Here is a 21,872-nt window from a genome sequence, read left to right on the forward strand (position 1 = left end):
TTGCATTAGCGGTGGCAAAACTTCACTGCGACAGCTTGGTCACCTTCAATGCCGGATCGGCGGCAATGGCGGCTTCCGAGAACGGCAGCCGGTTCCAGCGCTTGGCAGAGAATTCGCGCATCTGGTCGAACGCATGCGGCGAAGCCGGATCGCTGGATTCACCATAGGTCAGAAGCGCATCGGCCACCGGGCCCTGATCGTCGAACGTGACGGTCTGGATGTAGCTTGTGCCGTAATACACCTGCAAGCCCTTCGGCCCGATCGGCGTGCTTTGCAGCTTGTTGAGCACACCTTCGTACTCCTCACCGCCGTGCAGGGCGATGTCGCCGCCTGGCGCATGTGCTGCCTGGACAGTGCCCAGGGGTGCGTCCAGCGCAAAACCGGCGGTACGGACGGCGCTCACGGCATCCTTCAGCGCTTTGAACACGGCCGTGCGCACGGTTGCATCGCTCATGCGCAGGTTGCGCGGTGTGTGGATCGGATCAGCGGGGTTGAAGTCGACCGCATAGACATGCGGGATGTCCTTGGCGCGCATCCAGAACTCGCGGAACAGGTGCGCAGCGCGGGCGTCGACGTTGTCCGTGAGGTTCCATTGCGCAAGGGCAGCGCAGCCGTCGCGCACATCGGCGTCGAGGTTTGCCGTGGCTTTGCAGGCGGCCAGCAGATCGTTGCGCACGAGGTGGCCGGCGAGGTTGGCGTCGCGGAAGATCATCGCCTGCAAGTTTGGCAGGTTGACCTGGTTGCCGGGCAGGCCGTCGGTCCCGTTCAGGCGACGCTCGATCTCGATGAGGCCGATGCGGGTGCGCAGGCGTTGCGGCACGTCGGTCGAACCCATCACCGGCGAGAAGCCCGTCAGTTTCTGCGCTGGGTTGCTCAACCACGAGCTGTCGTTGCTGTTGGCGATGTAATCATCGCGCTCGAGCACCGGCATGCGCGCGGGCGCCACCAGGCCCGGCACGGGCGATGTCGGATCGACCTGCCAGTTGCACGCGCTGCGTGAGCCGTCGAGCAGCACCAATCCCACGCCCTTGAAGAGCTTGTCGGCCAGCGGAGACGGCGCGCAACGCTTGAGCGCTTCGGCCGACACATCCGGCGTGGTCGACACGTCGGCAAACAGCGCACGGCCGTTGCGGTCGGTGGCAATCGTGTTCACCCACGGAATGCCGAGATTGCTGATGGCCTGCCGGATGCCCGCCACGTCCTTGGCCTGCGCGATATGCAGCCACGTATCGATGGAGCGCGTGTTGTTGCGATTAGCGTCACGCAGCGTGTAGGCCTTCTGCGTGGTCCATGGCATGCCGCCCGCAGGCATCGACAGCACGGGGCCGTACACCGTGTTGTAGAAAGTGTGGGTGCGATGTTCGATGCGGCCGTCCGGCAGCTTCACGTCAAAGGCCACCGTGCGCGTGGTCATCTTGTGCGGCTTGCCGTCGATCAGGTAGGTGGTCGGATCGCCCTCGGCGAGCTTCAGCTCGAACAGCGTGAAGCGGCGACCGGTGGAAACGGTGTGCGTCCATGCCACGTCTTTGTTGAAGCCGATGCTGACGACGGGGAACGCGGCAATCGACGCGCCCATCACATCCAGCTTGCCGGGCACGGTCAGGTGGATCTGGTAGAAGCGGTTGGTGCTCGTCCAGGGAAAGTGCGGGTTGCCGAGCAGCACACCGCGGCCGTTGTCCGTGGCGGCCTTGCCGAAGGCCCAGCCGTTGGAGCCGATCGGCATGTCGCGCAGTTGCAGGTCGCGGTCAAGTGCCGCGGTGTCGACGGCATGCGGTGCAATGACGGCCGACGCAGGTGCGCCGCCCGGCGGTTGCGCCGCGACGATGCTCGCCAGCATGGCGCCCGCGCTGGCCTGGATGGCTTTTTCTTCGCCCATCAGCATCATGTCGGCCATCGTGAGGGGGCGCACCCAGTCGGCATTGCGGCAGGCTCCCGGGCGGTTGGCGGCCGGCGTGTCTTTCAGATAACGGTTGTAGCCCGCGATGTAGCCGCGCAGCAGCTCGCGCGCTTCGGGCGACATCTGCGCATAGCCAGCGCGCAGGCCGGCTTCGTCAAACGCACTCTTGAAGAAGGCGTCGGCTTGCGTGTTGGGCACCGGCTTGAAGGACACCACGACCGTGCCGTCCGGCCCGAACGTCTTCGAGCGCTCGCCGTTGACGGTGACGACCTGATCGGCGAGCAGGCACACGTTGTCCTGCGCATAGGCGTAGGCCATGCCGAAGCCGAGGCTGGCGTAGTCGTTGGCGCGGACGTGCGGAATGCCGAAGCGGGTGCGGCTGATTTCGGCCGAAAGGCCGGTGTCCGAAGGCGTGGTCCAGCCGCTGTCTGTGCTGGCGCAGCCGGCCAGCGCCGCAAGCGCGGCCGTGGCAAGCGTGGCGCGCGGTGCGAATCCCTGCATGAATCGCTGCATCGTGCGTTGTCTCCTGATGTCGGTGTTGTTATGGGCGGTTGCGTCTGTGCGCAGCCACCGTCGCATCGTCAATCGGGCGATTCCGATTCGGAAGAGGTATTCCCGCCAGAATTAGGGTCAATATCGCCATGCAGACGGTCCTGCCGCCTATACTCGTGCATGCCAAAAATCGACCTGCTGATTTTTCCGGACGTTGCTTTTTCCATGCTGGCGACCGCCGCCGATACGCTTGGCGTGGCCAATGCGCTGGCTTCCATGCAAGGCGGCAAGCGGGCCAATGCCGCCAAGGCGCCGGTGTTCGGCTGGCGGCTCATCGCGCGGGACCCGGCGCGTTGGCAGGCCGCGGCAGAAACGCTCGCGTGCCCTTGTGACGCACTACCGGAAGACGACACGCATCTCGGTGATGCGTTGATCGTCCCCCCGCTGCATTTCGACCACATCGGCACGCTGGAGCAGCGTCTGGCCCTGCTCGAAGTGGAGCGCGCCACCATCCGCCGTTATCTGGATGCGGGGCGGCTGGTGGCCTCGCCCTTCACAGGTGTGGCGATGCTGGCTGACGTGCTGCCCGCAGGCCAACGGCTGACGGTGACATGGCTCATCGCAGGTTGGGTGCAGGGCTACTTTCCGCATCTGAAAGCCGCGCCGGCGCAGGCCATCGTCAGCAGCGGCAACGTCATCACCGCCCGGGCGATGGAGCATGGCGTGGCGCTCATGCACCGCGTGGTCGCGCGGCTGGCTGATGCGCGGCTTGCGCGCACGTTGGGCAATACGGCGCTCGATCACCCCTCACGCGGCGAGGCCATCGGCATCTGGCTGCGCAGCAAACCGGCCATCCGAGACAGCGTCGTGCTGCGCGCGCGCCGTTACCTGCAACAGCATCTGCACGAACCGTTTGATCTGGGGAAACTCGCCACCGTCGCCTCGACCAGCGAGCGGACGCTGCTTCGGCATTTCACGAAAACGGTGGGGATGTCGCCGCTGCAATTTCTGCACCGGCTGCGCGTGGAGCGCGCGTGCCACTTGCTGGAAGTCAGCACGCTGAGCCTGACGACGATTGCCGAGCAGTGCGGCTATCAGGACATGTCCGCCTTCCGGCGGTTGATCCGGCGGCACACGGGCCGGCCGCCGGGAGAACATCGGCGCGCGCATTCGGTGCGCGCCGAGCTGCGCAATTAGGCGGCTTTTTTCTTCTCGCCGATGCGGCTTTCCTTGCCGGCCAGCAGCTTGGCGATATTGGCGCGGTGCCGCGCGATCAGCAGCACCGCCATCAGCGCAACCGCTCCGGCAATCCAGTCGAAGCCGTTCATCAGCACGTAGAAGAACGGCGCAAACACCGCCGACACCAGCGCCGCCAACGACGAATAACGGAAGAACACGGCGATGATGAGCCACGTCGCCAGCGTGGCCAGCCCCAGCCACACGTTCAGCGCCAGCAGGATGCCCGCCGCCGTGGCCACGCCCTTGCCGCCCGCAAAGCGGTGGAACACCGGATACAGGTGGCCCAGGAACACGGCGATCACCACCAGCGCGATGCCGGTCTCATCGACGCCAAAGCGTGGCGCCAGGAATAGCGCCAGCCACACCGCCAGCCAGCCCTTTGCCGCATCACCGAGCAGCGTGAGGATGGCCGCCTTCTTGTTGCCCGAGCGCAGCACGTTGGTGGCGCCGGGGTTGCCCGAGCCGTAGGTGCGAGGGTCCGCCAGACCCATCGCGCGGCTGACCACCACGGCAAACGAAATCGAGCCGATCAGGTAGGCGGCCACGGCAAAAAGGACGGTTGCGACGACTGGTGACATATGAAATGTGAGAAATCAGGCTGCGCGATTGTAGCGTGGCCGCAAGCGTGCCCCAGCCACCGTGTTCGTTTCAATCGGGGTTTGCACAATTGACGGGCTGCGCGTTCAGCACGGTGGTCAGCACGCCGGGCACGAGGCTCACGAGAAAGCCGCGCCGCCCACCGTTGATATAGATGCGCTCCAGCTCCAGCACGCTCGCCTCCACATACACCGGCATTGCCTTGCGCACACCAAACGGCGACGTGCCGCCGACGAGGTAGCCGCTATGCCGCTGTGCCACCTCGGGCTTGCACGGTTGCACGCTCTTGCGGCCGGTCCGTCGCGCGAGGTTCTTGGTCGAGACCGAGCAATCGCCGTGCATCAGCACAATCAGCGGCTTGGCATGCTCGTCTTCCATGACCAGCGTCTTGACGACGGCGTGCTCATCCACGCCAAGCTGGCGCGAAGACTCGGTGGTGCCGCCCTTGTCGACATAGTCGTAGGTGTGTTCGGTGAAAGCGACGCCATGTGCCTTGAGGAACTGCGTAGCGGGCGTCTCGGAAACGTGCTTGGACTTGCTCATACGGGGCAGGGAGGAACGGTCGCTATCCGCGCGGATGGTGCTGGGCGTGCAGCGTGCGCAGCCGCTCGCGCGCGACGTGGGTGTAGATCTGCGTGGTGGAAATATCCGCGTGGCCGAGCAGCATCTGCACCACGCGCAAGTCTGCGCCGTGGTTGAGCAGGTGCGTGGCAAACGCGTGCCGCAACGTGTGCGGCGACAGCGGTGCGTGAATGTCGGCGAGCAGCGCGTAGCGTTTGATGAGATACCAGAACGCCTGGCGTGTCATGCCTTCGCCGCGTGCGGTCACGAACAGCGCGTCAGCCGTGCGCTCGCCGAGCAGCGCGGTGCGGCCATCGCGCAGATAACGCCGCAGCCAGTCGCCCGCTTCGGCGCCAAACGGCACCAGACGATCCTTGCCGCCCTTGCCGCCAACCACGCGCACCACGCCCTCGTTCAGGCCGACTTCCACCGTTTTCAGCGCGACGATTTCCGACACGCGCAGCCCGCTGGCATACATCAGTTCGATCATCGCGCGATCGCGCAGGCCGAGCGGCGTGTCGACATCCGGTGCGTTGATCAGCGCCTCGACTTGCGTTTCGGAAAGCGTCTTCGGAAAACGCGGCGGCTGCTTGGCGGTGGGCAACAGGCGCGACGGATCGGTGCTCACCACGTGCTCGCGCAGTGCCCACTGGAAGAAGCGCTTGAACACCGTACGGCGCCGGTTGGCCGACGATGCGCGGCTCTCGGCATGGCGTGCGGCAAAGTAATCGGCCAGGTCACCGTCTTCGGTTTCGGCGATGGACTTGCTGCGCTCGGCAAGCCAGTGCGCATAGAGCGTGAGGTCGCGACGGTACGCATCGAGCGTATTGCGGGCGAGGCCATCCTCCAGCCAGAGCGCGTCGCAAAAGCGCTGGATGGCATCTGCGCTTTGCGGCGGCAGGGCCGGCGCTTCGGCGTCTTTCTGTGCAGCCTTTCTCATATCAGCATCACGCCTTCGTGGCGTAGCAGCCAGTGCTTGACGTTCAGCAGGTAGCCATCCGTGTGGTGCGAAAACCCGCCGATGCCGGACGCGCTCACCACGCGGTGGCAGGGGATGAGGATCGGGAACCAGTTGTCGCCGCACGCCTGCCCGACCGCGCGCGGCACGCTGCCGATCTGTTGCGCGATGGTGCCGTAGGTGATGACGCTGCCGCACGGGATGGCGCTGATGGCTTGCCATACGCGGTGCTGGAAATCCGTGCCGGTGCGTGCGAGCGGGATGTCGAACGTCGTGCGTGGGTCGCTGTAGTACGCGTCGAGCTGACGGGCCAGCTTGGCAATCAATGCGTCCGATGAATCGACGACGGGCGTGCTGTCGGGCAGGTAAACGAGTTCACGCAGGGCGCCGCTGCCCACGCGCACGCCCAGCTTGCCGAAGGGCGCTTCGAGAACGGCGTCAAAAGGGGATGGCATGGCAGGGGCCGGCGCTGAAAAACAATCCTGCGAATCTAGCACAGGCCCCAAGGCGGGCAGCGTTACTGATCCAGCTTGATGTTCTGCTGCTTGACCAACGTGCGCATCTTGTCGAATTCGCGTTTGATCTCGGCCGTGTATTGCTGCGGCATATTGCCGACAGGCTCGGCACCGGCACCGCGGAATCGATCGACCAGGCCCGGGTCTTTCAGCGCCTTGACCGAAGCTTCGTTGAGCTTGCGGATGATGTCGTCCGGCGTGCCGGCTGGCGCCACGAGTCCGTACCACGCCGGGTCGTTCGCATCCTTCAGGCCGACTTCGGCAAACGTAGGCACGTCCGGCAGGCTGTCGATGCGCTTGTTCCAAGCCACCACGATCGGTCGCAGCTTGCCGCCTTTGATGAACTGCATGGACGAGGGCAGGTTGTCGACCATGATCGGCACCTGGTTGGCCAGCACGTCGTTCAATGCCGGCCCTGCACCGCGATACGGCACATGGACCATCTGTGTCTTGGTCAGCACCTTGAACTCTTCGCCCAGCATGTGGCCGATGCCGCAAGTGCCTGATGTCGCGAACGAATATTTGCCGGGGTTCGCCGTCAGCGCCGCGACAAATTCCTTGTAGTTCTTGGCCGGAAAGGTCGGGTTGACCGCAATCACGTTGGCCACGGTAGCCAGGTTGGTGATCGGCTTGAAATCCTTGAGCGGGTCGTACGAAAGCTTCGGGTTGCACGCCGGGTTGACGGCATGCGTAGAGACCGTGGCGATGCCGATCGTGTAGCCATCCGGCACGGCCTTGGCGATGGCATCGGCGCCGATCGAACCGCCGCCGCCGCCCTTGTTTTCCACCACCACGGCCTGGCCCAGCACTTTGGCAAGCTGATCGGCCACACCTCGCCCCACGATGTCCGTGGTGCCGCCCGGCGGAAACGGAATGATCAGCTTGAGCGGCTTGGCTGGGTAGTTATCGGCCAGCGCCGGCCCGCACAACAGCGTTCCAGCGGCTGCGATCAGGCTGGCGATCAGAGATCCCTTGGTCATCGTCATCCTCCTTGTGGCTTGGTGTGCGTTCTGCGTTCTTGTGGGGAAACTGCTGAATAGCACAACTGCAAACGCCAACGACGCCGCAACCGGGGAAACCCTGAAAAGCCAATCGTCAGATTGTCAGGTTCCGAGCAGCCCGCTTTTCAGATCGCGGTCGACCGGGCTGTTGCCGATGAAGATGCTGAGCACGGCCTGGTAGAAATCTTCGCCGGGGATGGCCTTGGTGCGTGTCACGCCGTTGATGCTGATGGTGGTGCCGGCATCGGGCGCGTAGTCGAAGTTGATGGTGTCGCCGCGCTTGGTGGAGCCGATCTGGCGCATTGCGTCTTCCAACTGCGTCAGACGGTCGGCCAGCCTCAGCATTTGAATTTCTGTTTGGTTGCGGTGGATGCCGTCGTTCAGCGCGCGGATGAACGTATCGGCGCCCACATCACGCAGCGGGTGGATCTGCAGGCGCTTCGGCCCCTTCATGCCGAGGATGACCGCCGCGTTCTTCGCGCGCTCGGGCAGGTACAAGCCTGCGACATAGCCCTTGATGACAAACACTGAACGCAGGCCCGTGCCGTTGAGCAGCAGTTCGCGGCCGGCCACACGTGCGGCGTCGTCGAACGGCACACCTTCGACGTTCACCGTTGCCCATGCCGGGCTCGCGCACGCGGCGCAGAGCATCGCGCCCATGACGCCGCCGCGCCACGCGCGTGCCATCCTGGATGAGCGGGCACGCACAGCAGCCTGCAGTGCGCAACGGAGATGAACAAGAGCGGAAAACATCGAAATGGGCGGTTTGAGATTAAGCCGCCATTTTCCCGATATTTTATTTGCAAACAATTGGTGTCTGCCCTGATGCGCAAGCGTTTGCGTACTAGGCGGTATAAGGCCCCGCTGGCGAGAGCGTTAAGCAGGTATTCGCGGTTTTGTGCTCCGCGCGTTTTGTTGGATTTTTAAACCAATCCGCGTGACAACTTGGAAAGGCAGATTAAAGGCACATCACAGTCCTGCTGAGTTGGCGTGCCTAACCCGAGCGAGCGCTCACGTCGTCTGTGCCCGCGCCCAGGCCACGTGTTCACGCACGAGTTCCGATGCGTCATCAGCGCGTGCTTGCAAGGCGGCAACCAGTTGCGCGCGCGTGGTATCCGGCAGGGGAGCGCGCAGCGCGTTACCGATCGCCACGGCTATGTTGCGCAGCCAGCGCTCGTGGCCGATGCGGCGGATTGGGCTGCCTTCCAGACGCTGGTTGAACTCGGCGTCGGTCCAGTGGAAGAGTTCAGCCAGCGTGGCCGCGTCCAATCCGTTGCGTACGTCGAAATCAGACAGGTTGGCCGGCACGGCAAATTTGTTCCACGGGCAGATGAGCTGGCAGTCGTCGCAGCCGTACACGCGGTTGCCCATCGCCGGCCGCAGCTCGACCGGGATGCTGCCCTTGTGCTCGATGGTCAGGTACGAGATGCAACGGCGCGCGTCCACCGTGTATGGCGCGACGATGGCCTGCGTAGGACACACGTCGATGCAGCGCGTGCAGTTGCCGCAGTGGGGCTCCACGGGCGGATCAACGGGAAACGGCAGGTCGACGAGGATTTCCCCGAGGAAGAACATCGAGCCCGCATCGCGGTCCAGCAGCAGCGTGTGTTTGCCGCGCCAGCCCAGGCCGCCGTTCGTGGCCAATGCGACTTCGAGCACTGGCGCCGAATCGGTGAACACGCGGAAACCGTACGGCCCCACGGCGTCGGCAATCTTTTCTGCGAGCTTCTGCAGGCGTTGGCGCAGCACCTTGTGATAGTCGCGGCCACGTGCGTAGAGCGAGATGGTGGCGTCTTCGGGGCGGCGCAGGCGGTCCCACTCGATGGTGCGCCAGTCGCTGCCGGCCGTTCGCGGATCGGCCAGATGTGGCAGATACGGCATCCGCGCGACGATGGCGCGTACCGTTCCGGCAACAAGTTCGGCCGGGCGTGCGCGGAGCATGCCATGGTTCGCCATATAATCCATGTCACCGTGAAACCCCTGCGCAAGCCACGTCTGGAGCCCTTCTTCAGCGTGCGACAGGTCGACATCGGCGATGCGGATTGCATCGAAACCGAGTTCGGCACCCCAGGAGCGGATCTGCGCCACAAGCGCGTGCATGCCGGCCTCATCGGCTGGCAAGCGCGCATCCAGGTTCGTTTCGGGTGATGACGTGGGGGTGGCGGACATGCCCAAATTGTACGCAATGCCCACCGTGCTCCCTGCTGACGCGCCTTCTGGTCTGACCCCTCCGCTCGCCGAGCGCACGCTTTCGCTTGTCGATGAAGCGGCCACGTTGGCTTTTGGCGCGGCGCTCGCGCAGGCCGTGCTGGCACTCGGTCCGCGGCCCGTGCAGGTGCAACTCTCGGGCGATCTGGGTGCGGGCAAGACGACGCTCTCGCGCGCCATCCTGCGCGGCCTCGGACACACCGGGCGCGTGCGCAGCCCCACCTATACGCTGGTCGAGCCGTACGATGTTGCCGGAACTACAGGCACGCAAAAGGTCTATCACTTCGACCTGTACCGCTTTGCCGATCCCGAAGAGTGGACTGATGCCGGGTTCCGCGATTGCTTTGCCGAACCTGCGCTGTGCCTGGTCGAGTGGCCCGAGAAAGCCCAGGCGCTGCTCGGCACGCCCGATCTGCACATCGCCTTATCGGTCGACGTTGTGCACGAAACCTACGATGACGGCGTTGAGCATGCACCGCGCCTGGCACGTCTGAGCGCACGCACGCAGTCCGGCCTTCAACTTCTACAGTCGTTGCAACACCTGTTCCCATGCTGATCAAGCATCTGCCGACCGACCAACCGGATGATCCCAACCTGCCGAGCCAGGCCCGCCGCCAATGGCTCACGCGCATGGCGAAGGCCGGCGCAGGCACGGTCATCCTGAGCCTGGTGGGCCCGCAGATTGCGCGCGGCGCCAACATCGTCGCCGTGCGCGTGTGGCCCGCCCAGGATTACACGCGCGTGACCATCGAGTCCGACGTCGCGCTCAAGGCCACGCATCAGCTCATCAAGGACCCAGATCGCCTGATGGTCGACATCGACGGGCTGGACCTGAACCCGACGTTGCGCGAGCTGGTTGCCAAGATCGCGCCGAACGATCCGTACATCCGCCAGGTGCGCGTAGGCCAGAACCGGCCGAGCGTCGTGCGCCTGGTGTTTGACCTGAAGGAAAGCGTCAACCCGCAGGTGTTCACGCTGCTGCCGATTGCGGGCTATCGCAACCGGCTCGTGTTCGATCTGTACCCGACCAACCCGCCCGACCCGCTGATGCAGCTCGTGCAGGCCACCGAGGGCAAGCAGGAGCGTTTTGCTGCGTCGGGCGGTACGCCGATGCCATCGGCGTCGGATGACGACGACCCCATCGCCGCTCTGGCACGCCGCAGCAGCGGTGGCAGCCCAACCAAGCCGCCGATCGAAGAGCCGCACCCCCCGGCGCTTGCCAGCCGCACGCCGCCGCGCAAGGCGCCACCCGCAACGTCTACGAATCCTCCGTCGACGCTTGCCAACGCGCCGAACACGCCGCCACTGGAGATCATTCCCGAGCAACCCGTGCCGCGCGCGCCGTCGAACGGCCCCCGCATGCGCCGGCTGCTCACGGTCGCTATCGACCCCGGCCATGGCGGCGAAGACCCGGGCGCCACGGGCGGTGCCGGCACGCACGAGAAAGATGTGGTGCTGTCGATTGCCCGCATGCTCAAGGCCAAGATCGACGCCCAGCCCAACATGCGCGCCATGATGACGCGCGATTCCGACTACTTCGTCCCGCTGGGCGTGCGCGTGCAGAAGGCGCGCCGCGTGCAGGCGGATCTGTTCGTCTCCATTCATGCCGATGCGTTTCTTTCACCGGAGGCGCGCGGGGCATCGGTGTTCGTGCTGTCCGATCGCGGCGCTTCGAGCGCGCAGGCCAAGTGGCTCGCCAACAAGGAAAACGCGGCTGACATGATCGGCGGGGCGAATCTCGGCTCGAAAGACGCGCAGGTCACGCGCGTGCTGCTGGACTTGTCGACCACCGCGCAAATCACCGACAGCATGAAGGTCGGCAAGGCGGTGCTGGACCAGATCGGCGGCATCAACCGGCTGCACAAGGGGCAGGTCGAGCAGGCGGGGTTTGCGGTGCTCAAGGCGCCGGACATTCCATCCATCCTGGTCGAGACCGCCTTCATCTCCAATCCGGAAGAAGAAGCGAAGCTCAACGACCTGGGCCACCAGAACCAGCTTGCCGACGCCATCCTGCGCGGCATTCGGGCGTACTTCGCCAAGAACCCGCCCCTGTCGCGCAACCCGGGCGTCTGACGAATGACAACGGTTGTATTGCGCGACGGCGGGGCGTCTGACGCCAGCACCATCGCCGACATCCACACGCAAAGCTGGCAGAGCGCGTATCGCGGGCTCGGCATCCTGTCCGACGCGTATCTTGACGGCGTGGCCAACGCTGAGATGCAGGCCAAGTGGCGTGAACGCATGACTACGCCCGTGGCCGGGCAATGCGTGTGGTGTGCCGATCTGGACGGCGAGACCATCGGTTTTCTCTGTGCTCTGCGTGAAGACGGCACGCCGTGGGGCGCGCTCGTCGACAACCTGCATTTGTTGCCGGCTTCACGTGGCCATGGCGTCGGCAAGCGCCTGATGGGCGAAGCGGCGCGCTGGGCCGCGGCCCAGGGCATCACACAACTGCATCTGCTGGTGTACGAGGCGAACACCGCCGCGATCGGCTTCTACGAAGCCCTGGGCGGTGTGTCGGTCAGCCGGGATTGGCTGGAGACGGCCGATGGCGGGCACGCTTGGGTTCGCACCTACCACTGGCCTGAAGCGGAACTTGCGGGTCTGATGGGCTTGCGCTGATCAAGCCGGGCGGCTGGCCGGGGCGCTGGCGCCGGTCTCCGCGCGAGCAACGCGATCTGCATACCTGCGCGCCAGCGTCGAGCACACGATCAACTGCAACTGGTGATAGATCATCAGCGGCAGCACGATGAGGCCGAGCGCGGGGTTGCCGGCAAACAGAATCTTCGCCATCGGCACCCCGTTCGCCAGGCTCTTCTTCGAGCCGCAGAACACGGCGGTGATCTCGTCGGCCAGGTTGAAGCCCGCGCGCCGCGACAGCCACGTCGTCGCACCCAGCACGACGAACAACAGTGCACCACTCATGACGGCCACCGCCACGATGGTCTCCCACGGATACTTCGACCACACGCCTGCGTGCGTCGAATCGGCAAACGAGTTGAACACGATCAGCAGGATGACCGCGCGGTCGACCTTGTTGATGATCGGCTTGTGTTTGTTGATGAAGCCGCCGAGCACCGGGCGCAGCAACTGGCCCAGCACGAACGGCAGCAGCAGTTGCTCGGCCACGCCAAGCAGCGCCTTGCCGACCGACAGGTCCGCGCCCGAGGCCTGGATCACGAAGCTCATCAGCAGCGGCGTGGCGATCATGCCGATCAGGCCCGAGATGGTCGCGTTGAAGATGGCGGCCGGCACGTTGCCCTTGGCCATGGCCGTCATCGCCACCGACGACGACACCGTGGACGGCAGCGCGCACAGATAGAACACGCCCAGCAGCAGCTCAGCCGGAATGAACGGCTTGCAGACAAACAGAATGACCGCGCCGATCAGCGGAAACAGGATGAATGTGCAGCTTTGCACGAACAGATGCAGGCGCCAGTTGCGCGCGCCTTCGACGATCTTCTCGCGCGAGAGCGCTGCGCCGTGCAGGAAGAACACCAGCGATACGCCGACGATGGTGACAATGTCGAGCCGCAACGGACCGTCGCTCGCGCCAAGCGCCGGGAAGAAGAGGGCGAGGGCGACCATCACCAGCATGGCGCGAATGAACCCATCGATATGGGACAACAACGGAGACAAAAGCGGAATCTTCATGTGCATGCGCAGTCACCGTTACGTGACGGCGCGGGTTGGATGGCGGGATAGGCGCTATTGCACAACATCCCTATCTAGAATACAAATGCATTGATCGAATCAATTCATACGCAGTCAGCATGAATGTGACCCTGCGCCAATTGCGCGTCTTTCTTGCGGTGGCACGTGCGCACAGCTTCAGTCGCGCGGGCGACACCATCGGCCTGACACAGCCGGCCGTGAGTCGCTCGATCTCCGAGCTGGAAGGCGAACTAGGCCTGAAGCTGCTCGATCGCACCACCCGCGAAGTCGTGCTGACGGAAGTGGGGCGCTCGCTGGCGACGGCGCTTGACCGCCTCGTCGCCGACCTGGACGACACGTTGCAACAGGCGCGCCAGGTGGGCGAGCAGCGGCGCGGGCGCGTGGTGGTGGCGTCCAGCCCCACGGTGTCGACCCGATTGATGCCGGTCTACGTGGCCGAGTGCGCGGTGCGCTATCCGGATATCCGCATGATCGTGCGGGACTCCGTGCAGGTCGACACGCTGCAATTGATCCGCACAGGTGGAGCAGATTTCGGTGTGGTGGTAGAACCGCTCGATACCGAAGGCCTATGGACCGAGCCGCTGCTGATCGATCCGTTCTGCCTCGTCTGTCGCAAGGATCACCCATTCGCGCAACGCAGCAGCGTGCGCTGGAAAGATCTGCATCGCACGGCGGTCGTCCTGCTCGACCACGCTTCGGGCAGCCGCCCGCTCATCGACCGCATCTTTCTGCGCCACGGCGTTCAACCTGACGTTGCGCAGGAGATGGGCCACAGCAGCGCTGTGTTTGGCATGGTGGAAGCGGGTATCGGCGCGGGCGTGGTGCCGTCGCTGTCGTTGCCGCTGCCGTCTTCGTCGCCCTTGGTGGCGGTGCCGCTGTCGCCAAAGGAAACGCGCGCCATTGTGCTGGCGCGTCGGCAGGATCGCTCGCTCTCGCCGGCGGCCGAGGCGGCGTGGCAGATGATTCGCCGGATGGCGCTGCCAGCCACCTCGTGACTTGACCGCCGCGCTTATTTCGGCTGCATGCGGATGGCGCCATCCAGGCGGATGGTTTCGCCATTGAGCATCGGGTTCTCGACGATCGCGCGAGCGAGCTGCGCATACTCCGCCGGCTTACCTAGGCGCGGCGGGAACGGCACCATCTTGCCCAGCGCGTCCTGCACTTCCTGCGGCATGCCCAGCAGCATCGGCGTTTCGAAGATGCCCGGCGCAATCGTCATCACGCGGATGCCGTCGCGCGACAGGTCGCGTGCAATCGCCAGCGTCATCGCCACCACGCCGCCCTTGGATGCTGCGTAGGCCGCCTGGCCAATCTGCCCGTCAAACGCTGCCACCGATGCCGTGTTGATGATCACGCCGCGCTCGCCCCCCGCGTTTGGCGTGTTACCGGCCATGGCCGTTGCGGCCAGGCGGATCATGTTGAACGTGCCGACCAGGTTGATGTTGATCACCCGTGCGAACTGGTCCAGCGGATGCGGCCCCGTCTTGCCCACCGTACGCGACGCCGTGGCAATGCCCGCGCAGTTCACCAGCCCGCGCAGCGTGCCCAGCGATGTGGCGGCCTCCACCACCGCCTGGCCGTCGGCCTCCGAGGCGACGTCGCAGCGCACGAAGCGCCCGCCCAGTTCCTGCGCGAGCGCCGCGCCGGCGGTCTCGTTCAGGTCGGCAATCACCACCTTGCCGCCGGCTTTGGTCAGCGTGCGCGCAGTGCCTGCGCCCAGTCCCGACGCGCCGCCGGTGACGATGAATACCTGATCGCGAATCTCCATGCCGTGTCTCCTTGGTTGTGGTTTGCGAGTTACTTGACGTTTACGTTCGCGTCAAGTTCAGCGTCATATGGTATCGCGAAGCCACTGGTGATCGCGCAAAAAAAAAACGGCGCCTCGTCAGGAGGCGCCGCTTTTCGTCAGCGGGTCGGGGCGGGAAGGCGCTCAGTCTTGCAGGGCGCCGAATACGCGGGCGGTAATCTCGTCGACGTTGCCCACGCCGCTGATCTTGCGGTATTTCGGCGGCGCGACCTTCGCGGCGCCATTGCCGTTCGCCGCCCACTGCGAGTAGTAGTCCACCAGCGGACGCGTCTGGTTCTCGTACACGTCCAGGCGCTTGCGCACGGTCTCTTCCTTGTCGTCGTCGCGCTGGATCAGCGCTTCGCCGGTTTCGTCGTCCACGCCTTCGGTCTTGGGCGGGTTGTACTTGATGTGGTACGTGCGGCCCGATGCCACGTGCACGCGGCGACCGCTCATGCGCTCGATGATGGCGTCGAACGGTACGTCGATTTCCAGCACGTAGTCGATTGCCACTGCGGCATCTTTCATGGCTTCCGCTTGCGGAATGGTGCGCGGGAAGCCGTCGAACAGGTAGCCGTTCTTGCAGTCAGGTTGCTGCAGGCGGTCTTTTACGAGGCCGATGATGATGTCATCCGACACCAGGCCGCCGGCATCCATCACCTTCTTCGCTTCGATACCCAGCGGGGTACCGGCCTTGACGGCCGCGCGCAACATGTCGCCGGTGGATATCTGCGGAATGCCGAACTTTTCGCAGATGAATTTGGCTTGCGTACCTTTGCCGGCGCCGGGCGCGCCCAACAGAATCAACCGCATGGTGACGAGTTCCTCAAGTTTTCGAATCTTGTCGCGCTGTCAGGCTGTTTGAAGCGCGTTGGGAATCGGTCCGAGAGGGCGGATTCCCAATACGCCTGGTGATCAAGCCATGGCGACGCAATCGACGCAAACAGGCAGCCTAGCGGGCGAAGTTGACGCCAGCCTTACCGGACTCTGGGGAATCAGGCGTCCGCCGGACGGCGGCACCCATGGCTCGATTTGTCTCCCTGTCGCCGCTGTGGCGCCTGCGTGGGCGCCGTCATGCGGCTTGTCGTCCTCGCGATTATGCCATGGCGGGGCCGGGGTTTTGGCAGCCCCACGCGCAAAGTTCAGAGAAATCGCGGCTTCAGGGGCCGTCCTGGGTCAGCAGTTCGGCCCAGGCAGTGCGCACTCGGGCGAGGTCTTCGGGGGTGTCGACACCGGCCGCGGGGGCGTCATTCGTGGTCAGCACGGCAATGCGCTCACCGTGCCACATGGCGCGTAGCTGCTCCAACTGCTCGGTTTGTTCGATCGGGGCAGCGGCCAATTGCGGGAAGCGGCGCAGGAATCCGGCGCGGTACGCGTAGATGCCGATATGGCGCAGCACGGGCATGGCTGGCAGCGGGCGCTCAGCAACGGACCGCGCCATGACCGCGGGCGTCCAGGTGTCGCGCGCCCAGGGCAGCGGCGCGCGCGAGAACAACAGTGCGCGTTCGGCAGCGTCGAGCACGACCTTGACCACGTTCGGATTGAACACGTCGGCCGGGTCATGGATCGGGTGGGCAGCGGTGGCGATGGCGCAGTCGGGGTGGTCGCGCAGGTGCGCAGCCACGTTGTCGATCAGCGTCGGTGCGATCAGCGGTTCGTCGCCTTGCACATTGACGACGATGGCGTCATCGGGCAGGCCCAGCACGGTGGCCACTTCGGCCAGACGGTCGGTGCCAGAGGCGTGGTCGGCGCGCGTGAGCACGGCTTCCACGTGATGCTGCATGCAGGCATCGGCGACCGACGCCGCATCGGTGGCGACCACCACGCGCGCGGCAGACGACTGATGCGCGCGTTCAGCCACGCGCACCACCATCGGCTTGCCGTCGATGTCGGCCAGCGGTTTGTTGGGCAGCCGCGTGGACGCCAGCCGCGCGGGAATGACAGCGATGAACGGCGCGTGCGACATGGCGGCGACCCTCGTATCAGGCCGGATCGACCGGCGTGCCTTCCACAGTCTGGCGCGCTTCATCGGCCAGCATGACCGGGATGCCGTCGCGGATCGGGTAGGCCAGCTTGTCGACGTGGCAGATCAGTTCGTTGTTGGTGCGGTCGTGTTGCAGCGTGCCCTTGCACAACGGGCAGACGAGGATTTCCAGCAGGCGATTGTCCATGGCGGTAGAGGCTCCGTGGCGGCCGCCCAAACGGTAGGGCGGCGCGCCGGTACAGCGGATGGGGTGGCGTTATTGTGCGCTTGCCTTGAGCGTTGCGCGATCGGCCAGGGCGCGTACGCGCTGGCAGACCTGTTCGACCAGCGCCGGGTCGACCACCGGTGTGGTCGGCACCACCCAGATGCGCGGGTCGTCGAGATGGCCGCATTTTACGGCATCCTTTTCGGTGATCAGGATGACCTCGGCGTGGCTGTCGGTGAAGGGGCTGTCGGCGAAATCGTAGTGATCGGGCAGCGGCAGCGTGCTCGGCTTGAGGCCGGCGGCCCGTAGCGAGGCGAAGAACCGCTCGGGGTTGCCGATGCCGGCCGCGGCAAGCAATTGTCCGCCTTCGATGCGTGCGAACTGGGCGAGCGGGCGGCGCAGCGCCGGGTCGGCCAGGTTGTACGCGTCCTGCAGTTCGAGGTGCATGCCAAAGACGTTCGGGCGGTCGGGCGTGGCGCGGTAGTTCGGGTCGTTGATGAGCGTGGCGTCACGGCGGCGCGCCATCGGCTCGCGCAGCGGGCCGGCGGGCAGCAGAAAGCCGTTGCCGCCCATGCGCGTGTCGAACACGATGATTTCGATATCGCGGCGCAAGCGATAGTGCTGCAGGCCGTCGTCGCAGACGATCACGTTGCAGCCCGGGTGCGAGGCCAGCAGCGTCTGCGCGCACAGCACGCGATCGGGAAAGACCCACACTGGCAGATCGGTGGCACGCGCGATCAAGAGCGGTTCATCGCCGACGTCTTCTGCGCGGGAGTGTTCGCGCACAGGGCGCGGATGCTTCAGTTGCGCACCGTAGCCGCGCGAGACGATGCCCGGCCGCAGGCCGGCTTCAGCCAGTGCCGACGCCAACGCAATCACGGCGGGCGTCTTGCCGGCCCCGCCCACCGTCACGTTGCCGATCACCACCACCGGCATCGGCAGCCGCACCGAGCGCAGCACGCCGGTGCGAAACAGCAGCCGGCGCAGCGCGCTCACCGCACCAAACAGCCAAGACAGCGGCCACATCACCCAAGCAAACCAGCCGCGTTGCTGCCATTGGCGGGTGACGAAGCTGGCGAGGCGGTGCTGGGCGACGGGCATGCGGTGTGATTGTGGTTTAGAGACGGTCTCTCAGCGGGCGTTGCCGGTTTGCGTGGCGAAGGTCAGGTGCGACAGACCGGCCACCCGCGCGGCTTCCATGACATTCACCACCGCCTGGTGCGCGGCTTGCGCATCGGCGTTGACGATGACGATGGGCTCCGGGCCCCCGGTCTTGCCCGCGGCATTGCGCAGGGCGTCGGCCAGGCTGGTGACGTCGCGCGTGTCGAGCACTTGCTTGTCGACAGAGTAGACGCCGTTGGCAGTGACGGACACAACGATCTGGCCCGGGCGCTCGGTGGCTTTTTCAGCCTCGGCGGTAGGCAGGTTGACCTTGAGTTCGGTGTAGCGGGAATACGTGGTCGTGATCATCAGAAAAATGAGGATCACGAGCAGCACGTCGATCAGCGGGATCAGGTTGATCTCCGGCTCTTCGCGGGCACGGCGCGGGCGGAAGCGCATGGCTGTTTCCAGTAGGGCGTTGCCCGGATCAGCCGCGCCGCGGCGGCAGGATCGCGTCGAGGTACGTGGTGGAGAGGTGCTCCAGCTCGACCACGTAGTTATCCACCACGCCGCGGAAGTAGCGCCAGAAGATCAGTGTCGGGATGGCCACCACCAGGCCCAGCGCGGTGTTGTACAGCGCGACCGAGATACCGTGCGCCAGCGCCTGCGGGTTCGTGCCCGCGGCGGTCTGGCTGCCGAAGATCTCGATCATGCCGACCACCGTGCCGAACAGGCCCATCAGCGGCGCCACCGAGGCAATCGTGCCGAGCGCGTTCAGATAGCGCTCCAGGCGGTGGGCAACATTCTGGCCGGCTTCTTCCACCACTTCCTTGGCGGCATCGCGCGTGGTGTTCGGATGCAGCACCACGTGGCGCAGCGCTGCGGCCAGCAGCCGGCCCAGCGGCGAGCCCTGTTCCAGCGTGTTCACCACTTCTGGCGTGGCACGGCGCTGATGCGCGACGGCCAGCGCCTCGTCATACACCTTGGGCGGAATGATCTTCTTGCGTTGCAGGGCGACGAAGCGTTCGATGATGAGCGCGAGCGCGAGCACCGAGGCGATCAACAGCGGCCAGATTGGCCAGCCGGCGGCTTGAATGATGGAAAACACTGGACAACCCGTTTTGTCGTTGTAGAAGGAGTGTGATTCTGTTCTGGTTTGCTGCTTATGCCGTCCGCGTCCCCGAACGCTGTCCGTTGCGGCAAAAACAGGCAGCACTCTAGCGCGTCGGACCTGCCACGGCAACACGATGGCGCAGCATCGCGACAGGCGCAGACGATGGTCAACGCGCTGTCACGAAAGATGCTGACCGCACAATCCACAGCCGCGCGGGACAGTCTTGTGGACGGGTTGTGGACATTGCCCGAACAAGCAAACTAAGTGCTTGATGCGAAAGGGAGTTCGGTGTCGTGCTTAAAAAATGTGCAAGCGGCAATTCGGTGGCCACTCCGTGAGCAAACGCCCACGGACCCGGTAAAACGGCGAGTAATCCACATCGCTGCGGGACAGTTGTGTGGATGGGTTGTGGACATTGCCTCAACAAGCACGCTAAGTGCTTGATCTGAAAGGAAGTCCAATGGTGTGCTTAAAAATGAGGCAGCCAGGGTTTTGGCGCGGATTTGGAGAAGAACGAGGCTGTGCCTCGAAAAAGCGCAAGGAAATCCACACCGGCACGGGACAGTCCTGTGGACGGGTTGTGGACATTGCCCGGACAAGCACCTTAAGTGACTGATTCAAAAGGGCGCTCGGTGGTGCGCCTAAAAATTGTGCAGCGGGCATTCGCACGAAAAAATGGGGATACCCGCCGCGAACGTGTGAGAATCGACGGCCGATTTATCCACTGCCCAGGCGTCACATCGTGGTTTTCCAGCGCCGCTGTGGATAACTTTGTGAACATCCTTGGGGCGCCGTGGCTAAATGCTTGACGCAGAACGAAATTACTTGCGCTGCTGAAATTTTGACATGGGTGGATTTTTCATAAGAATCAACAGGTTGCGTCAAAATGCAGAGAGCGAGTCACCCGCCCGCTGTCAAGCTTGACAAGGAAGTTATGCTGTGGACAGGTAGCCCACCCAGCGTCGGTTGCCTCCCCTATTCAAGGTAGAAGTCGCCCCGAAGCCTCATCGTTTTGCGCTCCCCGCACCACTTATGACCCCGCCGCCGTCTTCCCGCCGCCCATTCTGGATGGATGCCACCGCACCCACGCCCGCATCCACACCTGAGATGGCGGCCGCACCAGCCGCTGCGTCTGCACCGACTCGGGGCTCGCAGGATGTGCTTACCGTCAGTGACGTCAACCGCCGCATTGCGGGGCTGCTTGAGCGCAACTTTCCGCTGGGATGGGTGCGCGGTGAGATTTCGAACTTCACGCGCGCGGCCAGCGGCCATTGGTATTTTTCGCTCAAGGACGCAGGCGCGCAGATCCGCTGCGTGATGTTCAAGGGCCGCAACCAGTACGCCGATTTCACCCCGCGCGAAGGCGAGGCCGTCGAGGTGCGCGCGCTGGTCACGCTGTACGAAGCGCGCGGCGAGCTGCAATTGAGCGTCGAAGCCATCCGCCGGGCCGGCTTGGGCAATCTGTATGAGGCCTTCCTGCGGCTGAAGGCCGCGCTGGAGGCGCAAGGCTTGTTCGACGCCGACCGCAAGCGGCCCCTGCCGCGGCATCCGCGTGCGATTGGCGTGGTGACGTCGCTGCAGGCGGCGGCCTTGCGCGACGTGCTGACCACGCTGCGCCGGCGCGCGCCGCACGTGCCGGTGGAGGTGTATCCCGTGCCGGTGCAGGGTGCCGGGGCGTCAGAGCGCATCGCGGCCATGCTGGAACGGGTCAATGCCCGGGCAGAGGTCGACGTTGTCATCCTGTGCCGGGGCGGCGGCAGCATTGAAGATCTTTGGGCCTTCAACGAAGAGCCGGTGGCACGCGCCGTGGCCGCATCGGACATTCCCATTGTGGCGGGCGTTGGGCATGAGACGGATGTGACCATCGTCGATTTTGTGGCCGACGTGCGGGCGCCCACGCCGACTGCGGCCGCCGAACTCGTCAGCCCCGATCGCGCTCGCATGCTGCGCGATGTGGGGCGCGACTGGGATGCGCTCTCGGCACAGTTGCGCCGTCAGCTAGATCGCCGCGCGCAGACCGTCGATTGGCTCGCGCGCCGCCTGCGCAGCCCGCAGGCGCAGATGCGCGAACGCCGCACGCAGCTCGCTCATCTCGAAGGCCGCCTGCGCTTCGCCCTGACAGGCCGCGTGCAGCGCGCGGAACACCAGCAGCGTCTGCTAACGATGCGCCTGGCCGCAGCCCGCCCCGACGCCACGCGAGAGCGCACGCGCCTGCAGCAAGCCGAAGCGACGCTGGCACGCGTCATGCGAGACGGGCTGGCTCGCGCGCAGGAGCGCCTGGCACGTCAGCACAGCGGGCTGGAACTGCTGGCGCCGCAACGCACGCTGGAGCGCGGTTATGCGGTGCTGCTCGATGCCAAAGGCCATGCCATCCGCGATCCGAACGCCCTGCATGCCCGGGCACGTATCGAGGCGCGGCTGGCGCACGGTACGGCCGACATCGAAATCGCCCGCGTGCAACCGAAGCTCGAACTGTGACCGGCGCATGACCTTATCGCGGCAACGATCGCGATTCCGCACGCGTTTAGCGGGTATTCCC

At 65.0% G+C, this 21,872-nt stretch carries 22 protein-coding genes; 6 read left to right on the top strand and 16 right to left on the bottom strand.

Annotated features, from left to right (window positions below):
• Positions 1-22 precede the first annotated feature (22 nt).
• Positions 23-2,410 carry an acylase gene (locus ACU8YE_RS17480; protein WP_446929254.1) on the bottom strand — a complete coding sequence of 796 codons (2,388 nt, stop codon included), beginning with the start codon at positions 2,408-2,410 and terminating at the stop codon, positions 23-25.
• Between the two features lie 159 nt (positions 2,411-2,569).
• Here ACU8YE_RS17480 and ACU8YE_RS17485 point away from each other — a divergent pair, with 159 nt between their 5' ends.
• A complete protein-coding gene (locus tag ACU8YE_RS17485) occupies positions 2,570-3,586 on the top strand; it encodes a GlxA family transcriptional regulator (RefSeq protein WP_446929255.1) in 1,017 nt (338 codons plus the stop codon).
• On the opposite strand, the gene plsY is transcribed toward ACU8YE_RS17485, so the two are convergent.
• The 7 genes from plsY to queG form a co-directional block, all read right to left on the bottom strand.
• Positions 3,583-4,206 (bottom strand): glycerol-3-phosphate 1-O-acyltransferase PlsY, encoded by a 624-nt coding sequence (gene plsY / locus ACU8YE_RS17490; RefSeq protein WP_232040875.1) that lies wholly within the window; start codon positions 4,204-4,206, stop codon positions 3,583-3,585. The genes ACU8YE_RS17485 and plsY overlap by 4 nt on opposite strands.
• Positions 4,207-4,276: 70 nt before the next feature.
• Positions 4,277-4,768: a Cys-tRNA(Pro) deacylase gene (ybaK, locus tag ACU8YE_RS17495; RefSeq protein WP_446929256.1), complete on the bottom strand. Its 492-nt coding sequence runs from the start codon at positions 4,766-4,768 to the stop codon at positions 4,277-4,279.
• A 22-nt stretch (positions 4,769-4,790) separates the two neighbouring features.
• Complete coding sequence (xerD, locus tag ACU8YE_RS17500; RefSeq protein WP_232040873.1) at positions 4,791-5,726, bottom strand: site-specific tyrosine recombinase XerD; 936 nt, start codon at positions 5,724-5,726, stop codon at positions 4,791-4,793.
• Positions 5,723-6,199, bottom strand: coding sequence for a methylated-DNA--[protein]-cysteine S-methyltransferase (locus ACU8YE_RS17505; RefSeq protein WP_260802079.1), 477 nt, complete (start codon positions 6,197-6,199; stop codon positions 5,723-5,725). The genes xerD and ACU8YE_RS17505 overlap by 4 nt, the downstream gene beginning before the upstream one ends.
• 62 nt (positions 6,200-6,261) lie before the next feature.
• Positions 6,262-7,239, bottom strand: coding sequence for a tripartite tricarboxylate transporter substrate binding protein BugE (locus ACU8YE_RS17510; RefSeq protein WP_446929257.1), 978 nt, complete (start codon positions 7,237-7,239; stop codon positions 6,262-6,264).
• Between the two features lie 123 nt (positions 7,240-7,362).
• Complete coding sequence (locus tag ACU8YE_RS17515) at positions 7,363-8,013, bottom strand: chalcone isomerase family protein (protein WP_260802078.1); 651 nt, start codon at positions 8,011-8,013, stop codon at positions 7,363-7,365.
• Between the two features lie 258 nt (positions 8,014-8,271).
• A complete protein-coding gene (gene queG / locus ACU8YE_RS17520; protein ID WP_446929258.1) occupies positions 8,272-9,429 on the bottom strand; it encodes a tRNA epoxyqueuosine(34) reductase QueG in 1,158 nt (385 codons plus the stop codon).
• 16 nt (positions 9,430-9,445) lie between these two features.
• On the opposite strand from queG, the gene tsaE reads away from it, so the two are divergent.
• The 3 genes from tsaE to ACU8YE_RS17535 are packed head-to-tail and all read left to right on the top strand — an operon-like array spanning position 9,446 to position 12,090.
• Positions 9,446-10,024, top strand: coding sequence for a tRNA (adenosine(37)-N6)-threonylcarbamoyltransferase complex ATPase subunit type 1 TsaE (gene tsaE, locus ACU8YE_RS17525; RefSeq protein ID WP_433867591.1), 579 nt, complete (start codon positions 9,446-9,448; stop codon positions 10,022-10,024).
• On the top strand, positions 10,018-11,541 hold the full coding sequence (locus tag ACU8YE_RS17530; protein WP_260802075.1) for an N-acetylmuramoyl-L-alanine amidase: 1,524 nt from the start codon (positions 10,018-10,020) through the stop codon (positions 11,539-11,541). The genes tsaE and ACU8YE_RS17530 overlap by 7 nt, the downstream gene beginning before the upstream one ends.
• Before the next feature lie 3 nt (positions 11,542-11,544).
• Entirely contained in the window at positions 11,545-12,090 is a 546-nt protein-coding gene (locus ACU8YE_RS17535) for a GNAT family N-acetyltransferase (protein ID WP_260802074.1), read from the top strand.
• Here ACU8YE_RS17535 and ACU8YE_RS17540 read toward each other — a convergent pair whose 3' ends face one another.
• The gene (locus tag ACU8YE_RS17540) at positions 12,091-13,122 is read right to left on the bottom strand and encodes a bile acid:sodium symporter family protein (RefSeq protein WP_316870095.1); all 1,032 of its coding nucleotides are present in this window, start codon (positions 13,120-13,122) and stop codon (positions 12,091-12,093) included.
• Positions 13,123-13,241: 119 nt separating this feature from the next.
• Between ACU8YE_RS17540 and ACU8YE_RS17545 the strand changes: the two genes are divergently transcribed.
• On the top strand, positions 13,242-14,138 hold the full coding sequence (locus tag ACU8YE_RS17545) for a LysR family transcriptional regulator (protein WP_232040865.1): 897 nt from the start codon (positions 13,242-13,244) through the stop codon (positions 14,136-14,138).
• A 14-nt stretch (positions 14,139-14,152) separates the two neighbouring features.
• Here the strand turns inward: ACU8YE_RS17545 and ACU8YE_RS17550 are convergent, their stop codons facing one another.
• The 7 genes from ACU8YE_RS17550 to ACU8YE_RS17580 form a co-directional block, all read right to left on the bottom strand.
• Entirely contained in the window at positions 14,153-14,911 is a 759-nt protein-coding gene (locus tag ACU8YE_RS17550) for a 3-hydroxyacyl-CoA dehydrogenase (RefSeq protein WP_446929259.1), read from the bottom strand.
• A 162-nt stretch (positions 14,912-15,073) separates the two neighbouring features.
• Complete coding sequence (gene adk, locus ACU8YE_RS17555) at positions 15,074-15,742, bottom strand: adenylate kinase (RefSeq protein ID WP_024974894.1); 669 nt, start codon at positions 15,740-15,742, stop codon at positions 15,074-15,076.
• A gap of 346 nt (positions 15,743-16,088) precedes the next feature.
• A complete protein-coding gene (kdsB, locus tag ACU8YE_RS17560) occupies positions 16,089-16,895 on the bottom strand; it encodes a 3-deoxy-manno-octulosonate cytidylyltransferase (RefSeq protein WP_232040862.1) in 807 nt (268 codons plus the stop codon).
• A gap of 16 nt (positions 16,896-16,911) precedes the next feature.
• On the bottom strand, positions 16,912-17,100 hold the full coding sequence (locus ACU8YE_RS17565; RefSeq protein WP_316878690.1) for a Trm112 family protein: 189 nt from the start codon (positions 17,098-17,100) through the stop codon (positions 16,912-16,914).
• A 69-nt stretch (positions 17,101-17,169) separates the two neighbouring features.
• Positions 17,170-18,219: a tetraacyldisaccharide 4'-kinase gene (gene lpxK, locus ACU8YE_RS17570; RefSeq protein ID WP_316878691.1), complete on the bottom strand. Its 1,050-nt coding sequence runs from the start codon at positions 18,217-18,219 to the stop codon at positions 17,170-17,172.
• A 30-nt stretch (positions 18,220-18,249) separates the two neighbouring features.
• Positions 18,250-18,678, bottom strand: coding sequence for an ExbD/TolR family protein (locus tag ACU8YE_RS17575; RefSeq protein WP_232040860.1), 429 nt, complete (start codon positions 18,676-18,678; stop codon positions 18,250-18,252).
• A gap of 28 nt (positions 18,679-18,706) precedes the next feature.
• Entirely contained in the window at positions 18,707-19,327 is a 621-nt protein-coding gene (locus tag ACU8YE_RS17580) for a MotA/TolQ/ExbB proton channel family protein (RefSeq protein ID WP_045202714.1), read from the bottom strand.
• Positions 19,328-20,401: 1,074 nt separating this feature from the next.
• On the opposite strand from ACU8YE_RS17580, the gene xseA reads away from it, so the two are divergent.
• A complete protein-coding gene (xseA, locus tag ACU8YE_RS17585) occupies positions 20,402-21,811 on the top strand; it encodes an exodeoxyribonuclease VII large subunit (RefSeq protein WP_446929260.1) in 1,410 nt (469 codons plus the stop codon).
• Positions 21,812-21,872 lie beyond the last annotated feature (61 nt).

It is taken from the genome of Ralstonia sp. VS2407, from assembly GCF_052950655.1.

Excerpts from the sequence above, each read along its gene's own strand:
- ACU8YE_RS17480 (WP_446929254.1), bottom strand. The coding sequence starts at position 2,410 with ATGCAGCGATTCATGCAGGGATTCGCACCGCGCGCCACGCTTGCCACG.
- ACU8YE_RS17485 (WP_446929255.1), top strand. The coding sequence starts at position 2,570 with ATGCCAAAAATCGACCTGCTGATTTTTCCGGACGTTGCTTTTTCCATG.
- plsY (WP_232040875.1), bottom strand. The coding sequence starts at position 4,206 with ATGTCACCAGTCGTCGCAACCGTCCTTTTTGCCGTGGCCGCCTACCTG.
- ybaK (WP_446929256.1), bottom strand. The coding sequence starts at position 4,768 with ATGAGCAAGTCCAAGCACGTTTCCGAGACGCCCGCTACGCAGTTCCTC.
- xerD (WP_232040873.1), bottom strand. The coding sequence starts at position 5,726 with ATGAGAAAGGCTGCACAGAAAGACGCCGAAGCGCCGGCCCTGCCGCCG.
- ACU8YE_RS17505 (WP_260802079.1), bottom strand. The coding sequence starts at position 6,199 with ATGCCATCCCCTTTTGACGCCGTTCTCGAAGCGCCCTTCGGCAAGCTG.
- ACU8YE_RS17510 (WP_446929257.1), bottom strand. The coding sequence starts at position 7,239 with ATGACCAAGGGATCTCTGATCGCCAGCCTGATCGCAGCCGCTGGAACG.
- ACU8YE_RS17515 (WP_260802078.1), bottom strand. The coding sequence starts at position 8,013 with ATGTTTTCCGCTCTTGTTCATCTCCGTTGCGCACTGCAGGCTGCTGTG.
- queG (WP_446929258.1), bottom strand. The coding sequence starts at position 9,429 with ATGTCCGCCACCCCCACGTCATCACCCGAAACGAACCTGGATGCGCGC.
- tsaE (WP_433867591.1), top strand. The coding sequence starts at position 9,446 with ATGCCCACCGTGCTCCCTGCTGACGCGCCTTCTGGTCTGACCCCTCCG.
- ACU8YE_RS17530 (WP_260802075.1), top strand. The coding sequence starts at position 10,018 with ATGCTGATCAAGCATCTGCCGACCGACCAACCGGATGATCCCAACCTG.
- ACU8YE_RS17535 (WP_260802074.1), top strand. The coding sequence starts at position 11,545 with ATGACAACGGTTGTATTGCGCGACGGCGGGGCGTCTGACGCCAGCACC.
- ACU8YE_RS17540 (WP_316870095.1), bottom strand. The coding sequence starts at position 13,122 with ATGAAGATTCCGCTTTTGTCTCCGTTGTTGTCCCATATCGATGGGTTC.
- ACU8YE_RS17545 (WP_232040865.1), top strand. The coding sequence starts at position 13,242 with ATGAATGTGACCCTGCGCCAATTGCGCGTCTTTCTTGCGGTGGCACGT.
- ACU8YE_RS17550 (WP_446929259.1), bottom strand. The coding sequence starts at position 14,911 with ATGGAGATTCGCGATCAGGTATTCATCGTCACCGGCGGCGCGTCGGGA.
- adk (WP_024974894.1), bottom strand. The coding sequence starts at position 15,742 with ATGCGGTTGATTCTGTTGGGCGCGCCCGGCGCCGGCAAAGGTACGCAA.
- kdsB (WP_232040862.1), bottom strand. The coding sequence starts at position 16,895 with ATGTCGCACGCGCCGTTCATCGCTGTCATTCCCGCGCGGCTGGCGTCC.
- ACU8YE_RS17565 (WP_316878690.1), bottom strand. The coding sequence starts at position 17,100 with ATGGACAATCGCCTGCTGGAAATCCTCGTCTGCCCGTTGTGCAAGGGC.
- lpxK (WP_316878691.1), bottom strand. The coding sequence starts at position 18,219 with ATGCCCGTCGCCCAGCACCGCCTCGCCAGCTTCGTCACCCGCCAATGG.
- ACU8YE_RS17575 (WP_232040860.1), bottom strand. The coding sequence starts at position 18,678 with ATGCGCTTCCGCCCGCGCCGTGCCCGCGAAGAGCCGGAGATCAACCTG.
- xseA (WP_446929260.1), top strand. The coding sequence starts at position 20,402 with ATGGATGCCACCGCACCCACGCCCGCATCCACACCTGAGATGGCGGCC.